The sequence below is a fragment of the uncultured Sphingorhabdus sp. genome, assembly GCF_937872355.1.
In the GTDB taxonomy this organism is placed as follows: domain Bacteria; phylum Pseudomonadota; class Alphaproteobacteria; order Sphingomonadales; family Sphingomonadaceae; genus Sphingorhabdus_B.
The window spans coordinates 1-16,819 of sequence record NZ_CALMSV010000012.1 but is presented as its reverse complement, the minus strand read 5'-3'; the positions used below and the strand labels follow the sequence as shown (position 1 = coordinate 16,819).

The 16,819-nt window shown below is 58.1% G+C and carries 16 protein-coding genes; 11 read left to right on the top strand and 5 right to left on the bottom strand.

The features are described from left to right. Nucleotides 1–141, bottom strand: a 141-nt coding sequence (locus Q0239_RS00525) for a glutamate--tRNA ligase family protein (protein ID WP_298596729.1), incomplete at its 3' end; no start/stop codon positions are given. A gap of 112 nt (nt 142–253) precedes the next feature. On the opposite strand from Q0239_RS00525, the gene Q0239_RS00520 reads away from it, so the two are divergent. Continuing rightward, nucleotides 254–838: an HNH endonuclease gene (locus Q0239_RS00520; RefSeq protein ID WP_298596726.1), complete on the top strand. Its 585-nt coding sequence runs from the start codon at nt 254–256 to the stop codon at nt 836–838. A gap of 9 nt (nt 839–847) precedes the next feature. On the opposite strand, the gene Q0239_RS00515 is transcribed toward Q0239_RS00520, so the two are convergent. Then, complete coding sequence (locus Q0239_RS00515; RefSeq protein ID WP_298596723.1) at nt 848–1,348, bottom strand: hypothetical protein; 501 nt, start codon at nt 1,346–1,348, stop codon at nt 848–850. A 146-nt stretch (nt 1,349–1,494) separates the two neighbouring features. On the opposite strand from Q0239_RS00515, the gene Q0239_RS00510 reads away from it, so the two are divergent. Genes Q0239_RS00510 through Q0239_RS00500 form a run of 3 tightly spaced genes read left to right on the top strand, consistent with a single transcriptional unit; the run spans nt 1,495 to nt 3,889 of the window. After that, nucleotides 1,495–2,220: an SDR family NAD(P)-dependent oxidoreductase gene (locus Q0239_RS00510; protein WP_298596720.1), complete on the top strand. Its 726-nt coding sequence runs from the start codon at nt 1,495–1,497 to the stop codon at nt 2,218–2,220. 1 nt (nt 2,221) lies between these two features. Further along, nucleotides 2,222–3,727: an FAD-binding domain-containing protein gene (locus Q0239_RS00505; RefSeq protein WP_298596717.1), complete on the top strand. Its 1,506-nt coding sequence runs from the start codon at nt 2,222–2,224 to the stop codon at nt 3,725–3,727. Between the two features lie 3 nt (nt 3,728–3,730). Beyond that, nucleotides 3,731–3,889: a DUF2256 domain-containing protein gene (locus Q0239_RS00500; protein WP_298596714.1), complete on the top strand. Its 159-nt coding sequence runs from the start codon at nt 3,731–3,733 to the stop codon at nt 3,887–3,889. Here the strand turns inward: Q0239_RS00500 and Q0239_RS00495 are convergent. Then, nucleotides 3,860–5,380 (bottom strand): cryptochrome/photolyase family protein, encoded by a 1,521-nt coding sequence (locus Q0239_RS00495; protein ID WP_298596711.1) that lies wholly within the window; start codon nt 5,378–5,380, stop codon nt 3,860–3,862. The two genes, Q0239_RS00500 and Q0239_RS00495, sit on opposite strands and share 30 nt — an antisense overlap. 89 nt (nt 5,381–5,469) lie before the next feature. Between Q0239_RS00495 and Q0239_RS00490 the strand changes: the two genes are divergently transcribed. Then, nucleotides 5,470–5,922, top strand: a complete 453-nt coding sequence (locus tag Q0239_RS00490; protein WP_298596708.1) for a DUF3429 domain-containing protein — start codon at nt 5,470–5,472, stop codon at nt 5,920–5,922. Between the two features lie 4 nt (nt 5,923–5,926). Here Q0239_RS00490 and Q0239_RS00485 read toward each other — a convergent pair whose 3' ends face one another. Both Q0239_RS00485 and Q0239_RS00480 read right to left on the bottom strand, forming a co-directional pair. Next, entirely contained in the window at nt 5,927–7,972 is a 2,046-nt protein-coding gene (locus Q0239_RS00485; protein WP_298596705.1) for an amidohydrolase family protein, read from the bottom strand. A 97-nt stretch (nt 7,973–8,069) separates the two neighbouring features. Further along, entirely contained in the window at nt 8,070–8,612 is a 543-nt protein-coding gene (locus tag Q0239_RS00480) for a (2Fe-2S)-binding protein (RefSeq protein ID WP_298596702.1), read from the bottom strand. 353 nt (nt 8,613–8,965) lie between these two features. On the opposite strand from Q0239_RS00480, the gene Q0239_RS00475 reads away from it, so the two are divergent. The 6 genes from Q0239_RS00475 to Q0239_RS00450 all read left to right on the top strand — a co-directional run bounded on the left by Q0239_RS00475 (nt 8,966) and on the right by Q0239_RS00450 (nt 16,727). Beyond that, complete coding sequence (locus Q0239_RS00475; RefSeq protein ID WP_298596699.1) at nt 8,966–12,097, top strand: TonB-dependent receptor; 3,132 nt, start codon at nt 8,966–8,968, stop codon at nt 12,095–12,097. An 84-nt stretch (nt 12,098–12,181) separates the two neighbouring features. Beyond that, entirely contained in the window at nt 12,182–12,967 is a 786-nt protein-coding gene (locus Q0239_RS00470) for a hypothetical protein (RefSeq protein WP_298596696.1), read from the top strand. Between the two features lie 11 nt (nt 12,968–12,978). Beyond that, nucleotides 12,979–14,580, top strand: a complete 1,602-nt coding sequence (locus Q0239_RS00465) for a tetratricopeptide repeat-containing sulfotransferase family protein (protein ID WP_298596693.1) — start codon at nt 12,979–12,981, stop codon at nt 14,578–14,580. Nucleotides 14,581–14,787: 207 nt separating this feature from the next. After that, nucleotides 14,788–14,994, top strand: coding sequence for a 30S ribosomal protein S21 (rpsU, locus tag Q0239_RS00460; protein WP_298596690.1), 207 nt, complete (start codon nt 14,788–14,790; stop codon nt 14,992–14,994). 107 nt (nt 14,995–15,101) lie between these two features. After that, the gene (locus Q0239_RS00455; RefSeq protein ID WP_298596687.1) at nt 15,102–15,716 is read left to right on the top strand and encodes an FKBP-type peptidyl-prolyl cis-trans isomerase; all 615 of its coding nucleotides are present in this window, start codon (nt 15,102–15,104) and stop codon (nt 15,714–15,716) included. An 87-nt stretch (nt 15,717–15,803) separates the two neighbouring features. Continuing rightward, nucleotides 15,804–16,727, top strand: coding sequence for a hypothetical protein (locus Q0239_RS00450; RefSeq protein ID WP_298596684.1), 924 nt, complete (start codon nt 15,804–15,806; stop codon nt 16,725–16,727). Nucleotides 16,728–16,819 lie beyond the last annotated feature (92 nt).

The following is a 16,819-nucleotide window of genomic DNA, read 5'->3' as shown; positions in this document are numbered from 1 at the left end:
ATGCGCGCACATAGCCGAAAAGGCATGGCCTACATGCAGCCGACCATTGGGACTGGGTGCAAAGCGGGTGGCCACGACCTGTTGCAGCGCAAATGGGATGCCTGCTATTTTACCCACAGAATTACCATATATGGTGTCCATTGCCCCCTTGACGTCAATTTATGCCGCCATAATCTGCCTCATGTCAAAATGCTGTAACTTCCTTGGGAGAGGGAAGAAACAGTGTTAAAAGCATGGGGAGAGGGTTCGAGGCATGTACCACGCCGGATCATTCCAAGCTGTAGAGCGGGCAAGACATCCCGATAATTGTCCTGCACTCGTTTTGAACGCAGATTACACGCCGCTCAGCTATTATCCGTTGAGCCTCTGGCCGTGGCAAACCGCGATCAAGGCGGTGTTCCTCGAAAAGGTCGATATCGTCGCCAGCTATGAACGCCATGTTCACAGCCCAAGCCGCGACATGCAGATCCCCTCGGTCATTGCGCTGCGCCAATATGTAAAGCCTAGCGAATATCCCGCCTTCACCCGCTTCAACCTGTTCCTGCGTGATAAGTTCGAGTGCCAATATTGCGGCTGCACCGACAATCTGACTTTTGACCATATCGTCCCCCGACGCCTGGGTGGCCGGACAAGTTGGGAAAATGTCACCACCGCTTGTCTGCCGTGCAACCTCAAAAAAGGCGGGCGCACGCCCGCGCAAGCACATATGCAGCTGCGCATGGCGGCGATCCGCCCGACCAGCTGGCAATTGCAGGATCGCGGCCGCGGCTTCCCGCCCAATTATCTGCACGATAGCTGGCGCGACTGGCTCTATTGGGACATCGAACTGGAAGCCTGAGCAGCAGGCTCAGCTGGCGTACATTCCGGTCGGCACTGCCGTGCAACGGAAATAGAGATGCGCGTCCCAGCTATCTACCGGTTTACCGTCGAACGATTCCATATCCCATTTCAATTTGCCCCTCACCAGCGACAGCTCGAATTTGGCGGTCCCGCTGTCCTGCCCTTCGGGTGATCCGTCTATCCCGACCGCAGCCGTAATCCGCCATGTCTGCTTGCCAAGCTTCTCGATCCGTTTTGGCTGATAGAAATTGCCCTCACCATATTCGGCATAGCTGTGCAGCATATTGCCGCTAATCACTTCCGCGCCGACAAGCTGGGCATGCGCATCCTCACTATCGGCCTGCATCGCTGCCAAATAAGCCTTGCACTGCGCACGCCCTTCGCTGTCGTCCTTCATCCAGATACCTTGGACTGCATTGGGCAGGAGGGAGATTCTGGCAGCGGCAACCGGGCCTGCAAGCAAACCGAGAATTGCAAACGCAGCAGTAAAACGAGCGGCTTTTCGCATTGAAATAACTCACTTTCATTGGAACCGAACCGGCTTAGCGCGCAAGATGCAGTATATCCAATGCTAATCTGCACTGGTTACCTTTGCTGCATCCACAGCGTTTCTCCCGAATTGCCGCATACGCTGTGGTGCGACATCTTTATCCAATGCACTCACCGTCCTCCCCAGGTCTGAATGCCTGCATTTTTGGAGCGAGCGGCGGAATCGGCGCAGCGTTAGTTCGTCGGTTGCAGGCCGAACCAGACATAGCCTGTATCCATGCAGGTGCGCGGTTAAATATAGATGTTGGCCCAAAGGTTCGGCCCTTCACTTTTGACCTGAACGATGAAGCGAGCATCGCTGAAGCGGCCGGTAGCATCGGCGCTCCGGATCTGACGATCGTCTCTACCGGTGTGCTACATTCAGCCGAGGTCCAGCCCGAAAAGAGCCTGAAAATGCAAACGCCGGAAGGATATACGGCCGCCTTTGCGGTCAACACAATCGGGCCGGCGCTGATCGGAAAGCATCTGCTACCCCGCTTGCCCAAAGATCGCCGCAGCGTTTTTGCGGTGCTTTCCGCAAGGGTCGGCTCGATTTCGGATAACCGGCTGGGTGGCTGGCATGCCTATCGGGCATCGAAAGCCGCGCTCGATATGGTGGTGCGCAATTTCGCCATCGAAATGGCACGTACCCATCCGCAGGCGATCATCATCGCCCTGCATCCAGGCACTGTTGACACTGCGCTATCGCAACCATTCCAGCGCAGGGTAGCGGAAAACAAATTGTTCACCCCGGATTATGCTGCGGGGCGGATGCTCGACGTGCTGGCCGGGCTAACGCCCGAAGAGAGCGGCCAGCTGTTTGCCTGGGATGGCGAGAGGATTCCCTTTTAAGATGCTGCAAGTCGTCTGGTTCAAGCGCGATTTGCGACTGGTGGACCATGCGGCGCTTTGCGCAGCGGCAATCCGCGACCGCATTCTCCCGCTCGTCATCATCGAGCCCGATTATTGGCGGCAGCCCGATGCCTCGGCACGGCAATGGAATTTCTGGCGCAGCTGCATCGCCGATCTGGGCGAGGCCATAGCCACAAAAGGCGGGCAGTTGTGTATCCGCGTTGGCGATGCGGTCGAAACGCTGGCAGCCATCAAGGCGACACATGGCAGCTTCGTGCTACGTGCGCATGAGGAAACCGGCAATGAATGGACCTTTGATCGCGACAAGGCGGTGCGCCGCTGGTGCAAGGCAGAGGGTATCGCGTTCGAGGAAAGTCGACAGTTCGGCGTCTGGCGCGGGCGAAAGGTCAACCGTGATCGCTGGGCACAGGCGTGGGACCGGATGATGGCGATGCCAGCCCAGCCGGTTCCGCCGCTACTGATTTGGGAACGGAGCGAATGCCACGGGCTGCCGGATGCAGCGGAACTGGAACTGGCCGATGATGGCTTGCAACGCGCACCTATCGCAGGCCGAGCCGAAGCCTTGGCCACATTGCACAGCTTCCTGCATGAGCGCGGCGAACATTATACCCGCGAAATGTCTTCACCCTTGAGCGGGGAAACCGCCTGTTCGCGTCTTTCCTGGCATCTGGCCTATGGTTCGCTCTCAGTCCGCGAGGCTTACCAAGCGGCGCAGGCGCGCTATCGCGAGCTATCGCAATCGGAAAAGGCGTGGCGGCAATCGCTGCGCAGCTTCATCGCGCGGCTGCACTGGCATTGCCATTTCATTCAAAAGCTGGAGAGCGAACCCGAAGCCGAATATCGCCCGATGGCGCGGATTTACGAAGGATTGCGCCCCCGACCCGCCGATGCCGTGAAGCTCGCGGCATGGAGCGAGGGTCGCACCGGTTATCCCTTTATCGACGCCGCGATGCGTTATCTGAACGCCACCGGCTGGATCAATTTCCGCATGCGGGCAATGCTGATGAGCTTTGCGAGCTATGACCTGTGGCTGCCCTGCCAGGAAAGCGGGACCGCGCTCGCCCGCAAGTTCATCGATTACGAACCCGGAATCCATTGGCCGCAATGCCAGATGCAAGCGGGTGAAACAGGTATCAACACGATCCGCATCTATTCGCCGGTGAAGCAGGGATATGACCAGGACCCGACGGGTATCTTCATACGCCGTTGGGTGCCCGAACTGGCCAATGTGCCCGATGCATGGCTGCACGAACCATGGAAACTGGCCGCCGATGAACAGGCGCGGCTATGCCCCGATTACCCCGACCGCATTGTCGACCATGCGGCTGCGGCAAAGTTCGCCAAGGATGCGATTCATGCGCTACGCCGCAAGCCTGAAGCCCGGGCCGAGGCCAAGGCGGTTGTCCACAAACATGGCAGCCGCAAACGCACCGCCGACCGCAAGCGTGCGGGCGTCAAGGCCGACCAACTGAAACTGGCACTCTGAACCATGCCCAAGATGCGCAAGAAATCGGACCTGCCGACCAAGACCTGCGCGGCCTGCGGCCTGCCCTTCACATGGCGGAAGAAATGGGCGCGCGATTGGGAGAATGTGCGTTACTGTTCCGATCGCTGCCGATCAGGAAAGGTCAGCCAGAAAGCGGGCTGAATCGCTTTCGATTTCCGCCTTCCGCTCCTCGCTAAACCGGTCGTAGCTGCGCACCATCTGCGCCATGCGCGGATTGACTTTCAGCCGGTCGTGATGGCGGGCGATGAAGTCCCAATAGAGATAGTTGAACGGGCAGGCCTTTGGCCCCGCCTTCGCCTTCACATCATAAGCGCAGCCACGGCAATAATCCGACATCCGGTCGATATAGGCCCCGCTCGCCACATAGGGCTTGGAGGCGAGCAGGCCGCCATCGGCAAACTGGCTCATGCCGACCGTATTGGGGGCTTCCACCCATTCATAGGCATCGGCGTAGACTGCCAGATACCACTCGTGCAGCTCGTGCGGATCGATCCCGGCGAGAAGCGCGAAATTGCCGGTGACCATCAGCCGCTGGATATGGTGGGCATAGGCCTCATCGCGCGTCTGTTCGACGCACGCCTTGACGCAGGCCATTTTAGTATCGGCGCTCCAGTAGAAATCAGGGAGCGGGTGGGTAGCACCAAGTGCATTGCGGCGGACATAATCCGGCCCTTCGCGCCAATAAATACCGCGCACATATTCGCGCCAGCCGATAATCTGGCGGATGAAGCCCTCTGCTGCATTCAGCGGGGCACGGCCCGCCCGATATTCAGCCTCGACAGCGCGGCACATCGCCATCGGATCGAGTAGACCGCAATTGAGATAGAGTGAGACCACCGCATGGTAGAGGAATTTCTCTCCCGCCAGCATCGCATCCTGATAGTCGCCGAAATGTGGCAGCGCAGTTTTCAGGAAATGCGCGAACGCCGCCTCTGCATCGACGCGGGTGGTGGCAAACCAGAAGGGTTCGAGCGTGCCGAAATGATCGGCAAACTGAGCATCAACGAGGTCGAGCACTTCGCGGGTGATTGCATCAGGCGCAAAGCGCATCGGTTGCGGCATCAACAGGTCGCGCGCGGCGGCCTTGCGATTGTCATGGTCGAAATTCCATTGCCCGCCAGTTGGCTCATCACCATCCATCAACAACCCGGTCTTGCGCCGCATCTCGCGGTAGAAATATTCCATGCGCAGCGCCTTGCGTCCCTCGGCCCAGCCATCGAATTCGGCATGGCTGGCGATGAAGCGGTCGTCAGGCAGAATTTGGAGGTCGAGCGCGGTATCCAGCGCCTGCAAATCGTGCAGCACGCGCCATTCGCCGGGCTCGGTCACACGGACTTGGAATACGCCATACCGGTCGACTGCGCGCAACACTTCGCCTGCGAGCGAGCCGCTATTCGCTGCATCATCCAGCCGGACATAATCGACCTGCCAACTCGCGCCGCGCAATTCCTCCGCAAAATGGCGCATCGCGGAAATGAGGAAGGCGATCTTCTTCTTGTGATGCCGCACATAGCCCGCCTCGTCCGCGACCTCGGCCATCAAAACCAACGTTTCGGCCTGATCCACATCGCGCAGCGCGGAAATGCCCGGGGTAAGTTGATCACCCAAAATCAGGACGAGCGTCTTGGCCATGGCCCGCGCCTAGCGCTTCGCCAAAGCAGCGGCACTACAGGCATAAGGTCGTGTTGGGTGCCGGGATAGCGAAAGCTATTGCAGATAGCATGACAGGAACCGCCACACCCCTTACCACTGCCGCCAAATGGTTAGGCTATGCAGGCCTTCTGCCGCAGATACTCGCCGTCGCCATGATCCTGTACGATCCCACCCTCGAATGGATCGCACTGGCCGGTGGTTATGGCTATGCAGCCTTTATCTTCAGCTTCCTCGGCGGTGTCTGGTGGGGGCTGGCGCTCAACGCCGCCAACCCGCCAGGCTGGCTCTATCCGGTTGCCGTCGCGCCCAGCCTGATCGCACTCGCATCCTACCTGCCCTGGATCTGGGGGCTCGAATGGCCTGAACCTTCACTCAGCATTTTGGCAGTCTGCCTGCTGCTGTCACCGATGGTCGATTCCGCGCTCGGAAGGCACATCCCCTTGCCCGCAGGCTGGATGCGCCTTCGCGTTCATCTTTCCACCGGTTTGGGACTGCTGACTATGGTTCTCGCAGTCGCATGAGCGCTTAGCGGGGTGGCCCTGAAAAACCGGCTGCCTCGCGCAACTCATCGGCATTCATCAACGCGCCGTCGCTCATCACCCATTTGGTCCGCCGCACAGCCGAAATATCCTTCGATGGATCACCTTCGACCAGAACCAAATCAGCCTCCTTGCCCACCGTAATTGAACCGGTATCTGAATCTGCTCCCACCATCCGCGCGGGCACAATGGTCGCGGTCTGCAACGCCTCTCCGGGGGTCAGGCCAGCGCGGACATAGAGTTCCAGTTCGCGGGCCAGTTCCAACCCTCCGCCATCGGTCCCGGCAACGATCGGCACGCCCGCTTTATAAAGCTTGCTGACCAAGGCTTCCATTTTGGCAAAGCTGGCGCGCCAGTCTGCCCGCGTCACCCCTTCGGGCGGCTGGAAACCGCCGACCCGGAAATAGCGTTCGGTTGTCGAGGGCATGGTCCCCTGGAATGCAGCATAAGCCTCCTGCAACTCCCCATTTTCCGGAACATACATCCCTTCAAAGGTCACCAAAGTCGGATCGACAACGGTCTTTTTAGCGACCATTTTCGCAATCAGCGACTTCATCGGTTCGGCATCGAGATCGACATCCTTGGCATATTGGCCAGGGCCGTTGAAACGGGCGATGCCGTTGCTCACCTCGACAACGGAATCGGGCATCGCCTCCATCATCACCATGTTGATGTGGGTCACCTCGTCATAACCCGCGTCGATGGCCTGGGACGCACGCAGTTTGGCCGGGATATGGCCATGGACATGCAGCCCCAGCTTCTTTGCTTCGGCGCCCCCCGCCAGCAGCGGCTCCTTCTGCATCGATGTGTAGAACTTCACCCCGGCAAAGCCCTTTTCCTTTGCCTGTCGCACGGCGGCAACTGCCTGCTCAGGCGTATCTGCCGTCACCGCCATTTGCGCAGCGAGCGGGCCGGAACCATCGATCAGCATCGACGAATAAATGGCTGGAAAGAGCAATTCCCCGCGCATGATGCGTCCTGCCCGTTCAACCGTCGAAGCAACATCGCCGCCCGGGTTGCGCGCCGATGTTTCGCCGATCGACAGCAGCATCAGCCCCTGCCGGTCACTGCCAACATGCATGTGGGCGTCCCAAAGACCGGGGAGCAGCGTTTTGCCCCTGCCGTCAATGGTCTTCGCCATGCGTGGAACGCGGATTTTTGTTGCATCGCCGACCGCTTTGATCCGACCCTGATCGACCAACACGGTCTGACCATCAACGAATTTGCCGGAAAGACTGTCGAATAGGCGGACATCGGTGAAGGCGACCGGAATCGGAGAAACCTTGCCGAAGCGTTCAACCATCGCCGGGTTTTCCGCTGCCAAGGCATCATCCTGCGCCTTGGTGATTTTCTGCATATCACCGGCATAGGCCTTGGGCAGCAAGCCCATCCACTGCACCGTCCCGAAAAACTTGCCCTGTTCATCCAACAGTACCAACGCCGGATCCAGGGACACTCCGTCTATCCGCCACGACGAAATGGTCTTGGCGGTCGGGCCGCTGCCCACCGGAATATCGACCAGCTTCGACAGCCGCAACTCGCCCGAGGGCAGCAATTTCAATTTGCGCCCCGGCGCCTTGTGCAGAACTTCGGCAAAATATTTGAGGTCGGACATTGTCCCGCCGAGCGGCAAATAAAGTGCAGTGCCATCATATTGGGCTGAGCCGCTATCGATCGGCGATTTCCAGACAGCTTTGCCATCTGCGATCTCGAACGTTTCCGCCACGTCACCTGATGGATTTACCCCGCGCAGGACGATTTTTTCTGGCAAGCCATTGGAGCCAAGCTTGATGACTTCGTCGACTTCTGTGACCATGCCGCGCAACAGGAAGCTTATCCGCGAGGCGATTTGCCCGTCGGGCTGGGTCCAGATCGACGCGGTGCCATGCTCACCGCCCGAAGAAATGATCGCGAAGCTCTCAGCATCTGCTGGCGGTGATAGCAGCTGTTCCTTCGGAACTTGCGCCGCAAGCGGTGTGCTGCACAGCAGCGAGGCGATCAAAACAGAGCGGAACTTATGGGCAAGCGTCATTCTTTCCTCCCAAGGACAGTTTTCGACGCGACCCACTATTTGGTGCTGACTGACTATGCGAAGGCCGCCCAAAGGAAAAGCCCTTAATTGAAGCGAGTTAGTCTTTCTTCACCCGCAACGCAGGGACCGCAGCCGCTGCGTCTTCCGGCGTGATGCCCGGCGGCGGGGCAACCGAGAGCCTGGCCTCGCCGCGCATAACCCGTGCTGCGCGCTGGATGGCGTCGCGCACCCGGGGGTAGACACCGCAACGGCAGATATTGGTGATAGCGGCGTCAATATCCGCGTCAGTCGGGCTGGCATTTTTTTTGAGAAGGATCGAAGCCGCCATAATCATACCCGGCGTACAGAAACCACATTGTACCGCGCCGGCCGCAACAAAGGCCTGCTGCACCGGATGGCTGCGATCAACCGACAGTTTCTCGATTGTGGTCACGAACCGGCCCTCGGCCTCTGCCAGCGTCACAAGGCAGGATCGCAATGCCTCTCCATCGATATCGACAATGCAGGCCCCACAATCGCCCTGCCCGCAACCGAATTTGGTCCCGGTCAGGTTCGAGGCATCGCGCAGCGCCCATAGCAACGGCGTCTGCGGGTCCATCCGATATTCGACCGGCCGGTCATTGACGGTAAGTTTGGTCATCGAATGCGCTCTACCGTTCCGGTCTGATGTTTCAAAGCCAAAACCAAAGCGAAATTGCTTGGTACGCGAAACCCGGCAAATAGCCGGACGCCCCTTAACGCGACGCGCTTTCGAAAGTTAATTTCACAAAGACACCAAAATTCGTAATGTTTGTACCAGTGCTGTGGCAAAAGTGCATCATGCTAGGGAAAATATTCGGTAAGCCGCCCTATCTCTTGCCACACGGTTGACAATATTCACCGCAATTGAACATAGTGAGGTGATTATTTCTGTGAGATTTGCGCCTGCAAACCGACCAGAAACTAATAGTTTGGTGTCCCCACAAACGGGGAACCAATGAGCTGGGGAATAACATGAAAAAAATCGCTTCGAATGATTCGATGCGCCGCAAGCTGGGCTTGGTCGGGGTATCTGCACTTGCAATTATGCTATCTACACCGGCTTTCGCGCAGGATGCGGCCGAAGGTGAAGATGAAACCGCGACGGAAGAAGCCAGTGACGCCATCGTCGTAACGGGTACGCGCATTCAATCTGTCAGCCCGTATAACAGCCCGGATCCGGTAACCGTAATCGATACCGAAATTTCGGCGAAAGAAGGTAAGTTCGATCTTGCCGCTACGCTTCAAAGCTCACCCATCGCATCGGGTTCAACGCAGATCACTGCTGCCATTTCGTCCAACTTTGTGACCGCAGGCGGCCCCGGCGCGCAGACCATCGATCTTCGCGGTCTCGGCCCCAATCGTACGCTCGTCCTGCTGAACGGCCGTCGCGCTGGTCCCGCTGGTACGCGCGGTGCGGTGTCGTCGTTCGACCTCAACGTGCTGCCGCAGGCGCTGGCTGAAAATGTCCAGATCCTGAAAACCGGCGCATCATCAGTTTACGGTTCGGACGCTGTTGCCGGCGTGGTCAACATTCTGACCAAGAAGGATATGGACGGCTTTTACCTCTCGGGTAACGTCTCGATGCCGTTCGACAGCGGTGGCGAAGAATATCGCATTGGCGCCATTTACGGCAAAAAATTCGATCGCGGCCACATCATGGTGGCAGCCGACTACAAGCACACCAACGAGCTGACCCGCGGTGATCGCGCCTATCTTGCTTGCCCCGAAGCATACACCTTCCGTCAGGATGGCAGCCGCGCGGACCTCGTCGATCCGCGTACCGGCCAGTTCAAGTGCGAAGACCTGCGTTGGGGACACGTCTGGACCTACAACCTGATCGGCAACATGCGGCTTGATGGCCCTGGTGGCCCGAACACTGGAATCAATACTTCGTCTGGCCTTGCTTCAGCGGCTGGACGTAGCACCGTCCTGATGCAGTATCAGTATCCTGGCGAAACGCTTGGTATCCCGGCATTCGGCGCACCGGCTTTCTCGGGCGACTTTGCCGCACCGGCTGGCTGGTTCCCGACTGGATACAGCGCCGAATCCTTGGCTGTTCAAAACAGCTACCATCCGTTTGTCGAAGAGCAGACGATCATTCCGGAAACCGATCTCTACACCGCCTATATTGATGGCGCCTATGAGATCACAGATTCGATCGAAATGTTCGGCGAATTCCTGTTTAACCGCCGCCAGACCTACCAAAATGGCTGGCGCCAGTTCTGGAACTTCGGCTACACCGGCGACCTCTATGGCACCGGCGCCGGCAATTATTTCAACTATTGGGCCGATGGCTGGCAGGGCGTCAACCTGTTGAGCCCGACCGGGATCACCAACCAGTCGGATAGTAGCCAGGAAGTTGACTATTATCGCGGCGTTGGCGGTTTCCGTGGCGATTTCGGCGGCACAGGCAACTGGAAGTGGGAAATCTACGGCCAATACAGCAAGAGCAATGGCCGCTACCGCTCCCAGCAGATACTGCAGGACGTGTATGACACCGGCTACTTCCAGTTCGGCTCTTGCGTCGGCACCGTGACCCCGATTTCGGGCAAACAGTGCATCGATATCCCCTGGACAGATCCGAACTTCCTTGCAGGCAATCTGTCGCAGCAGCAGATCGACTTCCTGTTCGATTGGGAACAAGGCAAGACTGTCTACACCCAGCTGACGGGTGAAGCGACTGTTACCGGCAATCTGTTCGACTTGCCGGCAGGTCCGCTTTCGGTCGCCGCCGGTGTCACGGGCCGTCGCGACAAGATCAACGACACGCCCGGTGAGATCACCCGTGCAGGCAATGCCTGGGGCACCTCGACGTCGGGCATTACCGCGGGCAAGAGCGACACGCTCGAAGCATTTGGCGAGCTCAACATCCCGGTTTTGGCGGACAAGGCATTCTTCAAGGAATTTACCCTGTCCGCTGCCGGACGTGTGACAAACGTCAAGGCAACCCGCGCGTCGGATGGCTTCAGCGACAGCGACAAGGGCAACTTCACCTACAAGCTGGGCGCCAACTGGGCGGTAAACGATTGGCTGCGCTTCCGCGCAAGCTTCGGCACCTCCTATCGTGCACCTGCCTTGTTCGAGCAGTTCCTGGCCGACGAAACCAGCTCGGTTGCACAGGGCCGTATCGACCCCTGCATCAACTGGGGCACCAATCTGGCCCTTGGCAATATCTCGCAGCGTATCGCAGACAACTGCGCCGCTGATGGTATTCCGAACAACCACAGCGGTGCCGGCGTTTCGGCCAATATTACCGCTTCGGGCGGTATCGGTGTGCTTGAATCGGAACCCTCGGAAGCCTTGGTTGTCGGCACGATCTTGACGCCGCGTTTCGGCTTCCTGCCCGATACGCGGATCAACATTGCGGTCGATTATTTCGACATCAAGGTGGAAGGCGAAATCACCCAGCTTGGCGGCGCGAACATCCTGTTCGGCTGCTATGACTCGGAAAATTTCGCAACCGAACCGCTCTGCGATCTGTTCACCCGTGGTCAAACGGCTGCGCCGTTCAACGTCGCCAACATTCGTGACAAATTCGTCAACATCTCGACCCAGCGCAACACCGGCGTCGATGTGGCCGTCGATATCCGTCATGACTTTGGCAAGCTTGGTACACTCTCGGCACGTGCCGATATGACCTGGCAGATGAAGGACAATGTGCGTCTGCTGCCGACTTCACCCTTGGTTTCGACCAATGGTGAGGCTGGTTCGCCGAAATGGGTTGGCGATTTCCGTTTCATCTGGGAAGCTCAAGGTGGCGGTACGTCACTCTTCTACGGCGTCAATGTCATCGGCGGCACTTCGGATGTGGGCGATTTCCTTCGCCGCAACGGCAATAACCCGTGCATCAACTCTTTGACGCGCGGTCTCTATTGCCCGAAACTGACCACGCCAGCGACCTTCTATCACAACTTCTCGCTGACGCAGGAAATCAACGACCGGTTTGACATCACCCTTGGTGTCAGCAACCTGTTCAACACCCGCCCGCCACGGGTTTCGGTGCTGAACGGTGGCCAGATTTCCACCCTCGGCCCGGTTGTTGCAGCTTCGCAATATTCGTTCGTCGGACGCCGCGCGTTCCTGAACGTTTCGGCGAAGTTCTGATAAACCCACTTGGGAAAGACCGGGCGGCATGGCAACATGCCGCCCGGTTTCTATTTATGCAGCGCAGATTGGATTGGTCGCATCATGCCTGAAGTCTGGGTACAGCCTGACACGCTCGACGACGAAAACCGCAAATTCGTGCAATCGCCGCTGCGCCAGCCGCTCTTCCTCAACAGCCTGCCCAAAAGCGGCAGCCACCTGCTGCGCAACATCTTGCGCATGTTCGTACCGGTCGAGCAGCAATATAAAGCCGATTTTATCCAATGGCCGAACCTGCAGCAGCACAAGCACGCCTTTAGCCCCGCGCGCCCGATGATGAGTTGGGGCCATTTGTTCATGGCCGACGCATCGGTGATCGAGACCGCACCTACGCGCCGCGTATTGCTGTATCGCGACCCCTATGATTGGGTCATCGCCCGCGCCCGCTTCTTCCTGTCCGAACAGTTCAGCGGCAATGTCGACCACCTGAAATCGGGCGAGTTCGATGTCGATGAACTGCTGACGATGATGATTTTCGGCCTGCCGGGCAAGGCACCCTCGCTCAACGACATATATGAACTCAATGTCGCCGCATGGCTCGGCACCAAGACCCACATCGTCAAATATGAGGATCTTGTTCACCACCTCGGCACGATCGATAGCGAGGCAGCCACCACCTATTTTGCCAACCTTTTCGAAGCCTGCGGAATTGAATGCCCTGCAGATTGGCGCGAACGTATTGCCATCGGCTCCGACCGAAAACAAAGCGGAACCGCGCGCGAGCAACTGACCGGCGTCGCTGTCGAGTTTCCGGAAACACTGGGCGCCCGGCACAAAGCGCTTGTCGATTATCAGGCGCCGGGCTTGCGCGCGTTGCTTGGCTACGCATAGGGTCTTTCCGCATGAATCAGACCACTATTTCCGCCTACCCCTTGCTCGCCCAAGCCGAAAAGCTGATGCAGGCTGGCAAGCTGGAAAATGCGGCGCAAAAGGCGATGGCGCATTTGCGGCAAAAGCCAGATGAGCCGCGCGGCCTTGCTTTGCTCGGTACGATCGCAATGCAACTCGGTGCATTGGGGCAGGCCGAACAATTTCTGCGTAAAGCAATTGCGAAAGGTGCGCGCGACCTCGAAACACGCCGCAGCCTTGCCTCAACACTCAACCAGCAGGAAAAACTGGGCGAGGCGAGTGCGATGTTTGCGATGCTGCGGCAAGAGAGCAGCGATCCGGTTTTCGGCGGAATGCTCGGCATCATCCTCGACAAGATGGGAAAGACCGAGGCGGCGAAAGACATCCGCAAAGAACTGGTCGAAAGCCATCCCGAGCGGCCGCATTACTGGATCGCCTATGGCCACAGCCTGCGCGCCGAAGGCCAGGTCGAAGAGGCTGTCGCCGCCTATCGCAAGGCCGCGGAAATCGATTTTGAATGCGGCGAAGCCTGGTGGGGTCTGGCCAGCATCAAAAGCCGGGTGCTGACCGACGATGATATCGTCGAAATGCAGCGCGCGATCGCTGTCGCGATCGATATCCGCAACAGCGCCCCCACCCATTTCGCGCTCGCCCGCGCCTATCATGACCGCAAATCATACGACAAAGCGTTCCACCATTATTCAATCGGCAACCAGCAGCGCGCCGATAGCATCGGTTATCAGGCGCAGGAACTGACCGACGAAGTCAACGAGACTATCCGGACGGTCGATAGCGCCTTCATCCAGCGGCTGGAACGGCCATCCGCTGAAGATGTGACGCCGATATTCATTGTCAGCCTACCCCGATCAGGTTCAACATTGCTCGAGCAAATGCTCGGCAGCCACCCTGCGATGGAACCGGTAGGCGAATTACCTTATGTGCCAGCAATCCTGAGGTCAGTCATGGAAATGGCAACGCGCCGTGGCAAGGTGACCGTGCCCCAGCTTGTAGCTGCAATACCCGACGAACAGGCCAATGCAATGGGCCGTGATTATCTTCGCCGAGCCCAATTACACCGCAAAACGGAACGTCCATATTTCGTCGACAAACTACCGCACAACTGGAGCAACGTGCTGTTTATCAAACGGATATTGCCCAATGCCCGCTTTCTCGACATTCGCCGGCCGCCGATGGATTGCTGCTTTTCCAATTTCTCGCAGTCCTTTTCGACGGCACATGCCTCCTCCTTCGCACTTGAGGATATCGGCCAATGTTATGCGGATTATGTCCGGTATATGGAGCATCTCGATAAAGTTGCGCCCGGCATGGTCCACCACATTGCCTATGAACGGTTGGTCGAGGATGCCGAGACCGAATTGCGCGCGGCGCTTGGCTATCTTGGCCTCGAATGGGATCCTGCGGTTCTCGAATTCCACAAGCTCGATCGAGTGGTCCGCACACCCAGCAGCGAACAGGTTCGCCGTCCGCTGAATCGCGACGGCATGGAGACATGGAAGCCCTATGCGCAATGGCTGGAGCCGCTGCGTGCGAAACTGGGGGTGCTTGCAGATCGGGAATGGGCAACGCTTGCATAGCTCGCGAACAAACTTGTGGCCGAAAATCGCAGGCTTTGGCGGAAAAAGCGCGATTCCGGCTTGAACTTTGGGCCAATTCGCTATAGGGGCGCGGTCGTTATGCCGCAGCTTGGTTGCGGCTGTTTTCATTTTTGCCACAGAATTGGCTGGTTTTTTGCCATTTTGATCGATTCGTTGCGGCCCAAATGTTCGGAGTGTGGATTTTTTATGCAGATTATCGTTCGCGAAAATAATGTGGACCAGGCGCTGCGTGCCCTGAAGAAGAAATTGCAGCGCGAAGGCGTCTATCGCGAAATGAAGATGCGTCGTCATTACGAAAAGCCGTCGGAAAAGCGCGCCCGCGAAAAGGCCGCTGCTATCCGTCGCGCACGTAAGATGGAACGCAAGGCTGCAGAGCGCGACGGCAACAAATAATTGCTGTCGCCAAACGGCAAAAAACAGGGCGCCCCTCCGGGCGCTCTTTTTTTTGTCTGCAAAGCCGCTAAGAGGGCGCGCAGCACTTCCATTTTCGAGGGTTTACCATGTCCGTCACCACTGTACCCATCCAGCCGATCAAAAAGGGGTCCATCCCCAAATTCTGGGCAGGAATTGCCGTTGTAGCGCTGGCTGGCGCCGGGATGGCCTGGTGGGGTACGGGTGACATCCGCAGCAAATATGCAACCGATACCCAATATCTGGCCGACAACGCCGACGAAGAAGGCGTCACCGTCACCAAGTCCGGTCTGCAGATAAAGACGATTCAAAGCGGCGAAGGCAAACCGCCGACCGACAATGATGTCGCGATGATTTCGATCACCGGCACGCTCCGCGACGGCAAGGTTTTTCAGGAACCTGCTTCCGGTCCCTTCCCCGTTTCGGGCGGCATCCCCGGTTTCACCGAAGCACTCAAGCTGATGCAAAAGGGCGGCAAGTATAAAATCTGGATCCCGAGCGAGATTGGTTATGGTCCCAATGATGTTCCCGACCAGAAAACCGGTGAAGTTGCGATACCTGGTGGAAGCGTGTTGATTTTCGACGTCGAGCTGCAGGATTTCCTTCCGCGCGAACAGTTTGAAGCTGCAATGCAGCAACAGCAGGAACAGATGCAAAAGGCCGCCGGAGCGGCAGGTGCAGGAGCACCGCCACCGCAAAACTGATCCAGTTGCCGGGGTAACACCCGGTTAACCGCTTTGCGCTATGACTTTCGGCCTATTGCCCGTTCGCGGGAGGCGAGAGGAAGAGCGATGACTTTCCAGTTCGATCAATTTTCGGCGGCTGTGCGTGCAGGTGGCAACATAACTGCCTTGGATACACAGGCGTTGCGCCATTGGGCGTGGGCCGACGGTATGCTGTCGCAACGCGATGCGCAGGCCCTGTTCGAGCTGAATTCCCATGCAAAATCCAAAGATCCGGAATGGATCGCCTTTTTCACTGAAGCTGTATGCGATTTCGTGATCGATGGCAGCGAACCGAAAGGCTATGTCAGCGAAAAAGACGCGCTGTGGGTTATCGAAGAAATCGACAAGGACGGACGCGTTGAAAGCGCCGGCGAACTGGAACTGCTCGTCAAACTTGCGGAAAAGGCAGTCGACCTGCCCAATGTCCTGAAATTCTATGCGCTTGACCAGATCGAACGCATCATCATCTCCGGTGAAGGCCCGACACGTGAAGGCGACGTGCTGCGTAACACAGTGACCGCCGCCGAGGCCAATCTGCTGCGCCGTCTGATCTTTGCCTCAGGCAGTCACGGCCCCGCCATTGTCAGCCGCGAAGAGGCCGACATGCTGTTCCGGATCAAGGATGCCTGCCTTGAAAGCAACAATGCCCCCGAATGGGAAAAGCTGTTCGTGCAGGGCGTTGCCAACCACCTGCAGGGTTTCTCCGCCTACACACCGCTGACCCGTGAGCGCGCAACCCAACTCGAAAGCTTCATGCGCAGCAGTTCGCCGAGCATCGGGCGCTTCTTCAAGCGAATGGGCGATCTGGACTTGAGCGCGGGATTTGCGGAGATTTTCCGCCCTGCCCAAGCAATGCGTGATCTCGATTCCGAAGTCGAGGAAGCCGAGGCGATTAGCTTGCCTGAAAAAGGCTGGCTGGATCATGAAATAGCAAAGCGCGCCGGTGTCGACCGCTATGAGCAGGCCCTGCTGGACTTTGTTGCCAGTTAAATCCCGCCGACCAGCGCCAGCACGACGCCAGCACCGACAAGCAACAGTCCCAGCGCCTCTCCGGGCTTGCGCGCCTCGCGCAAGTAGAAGCG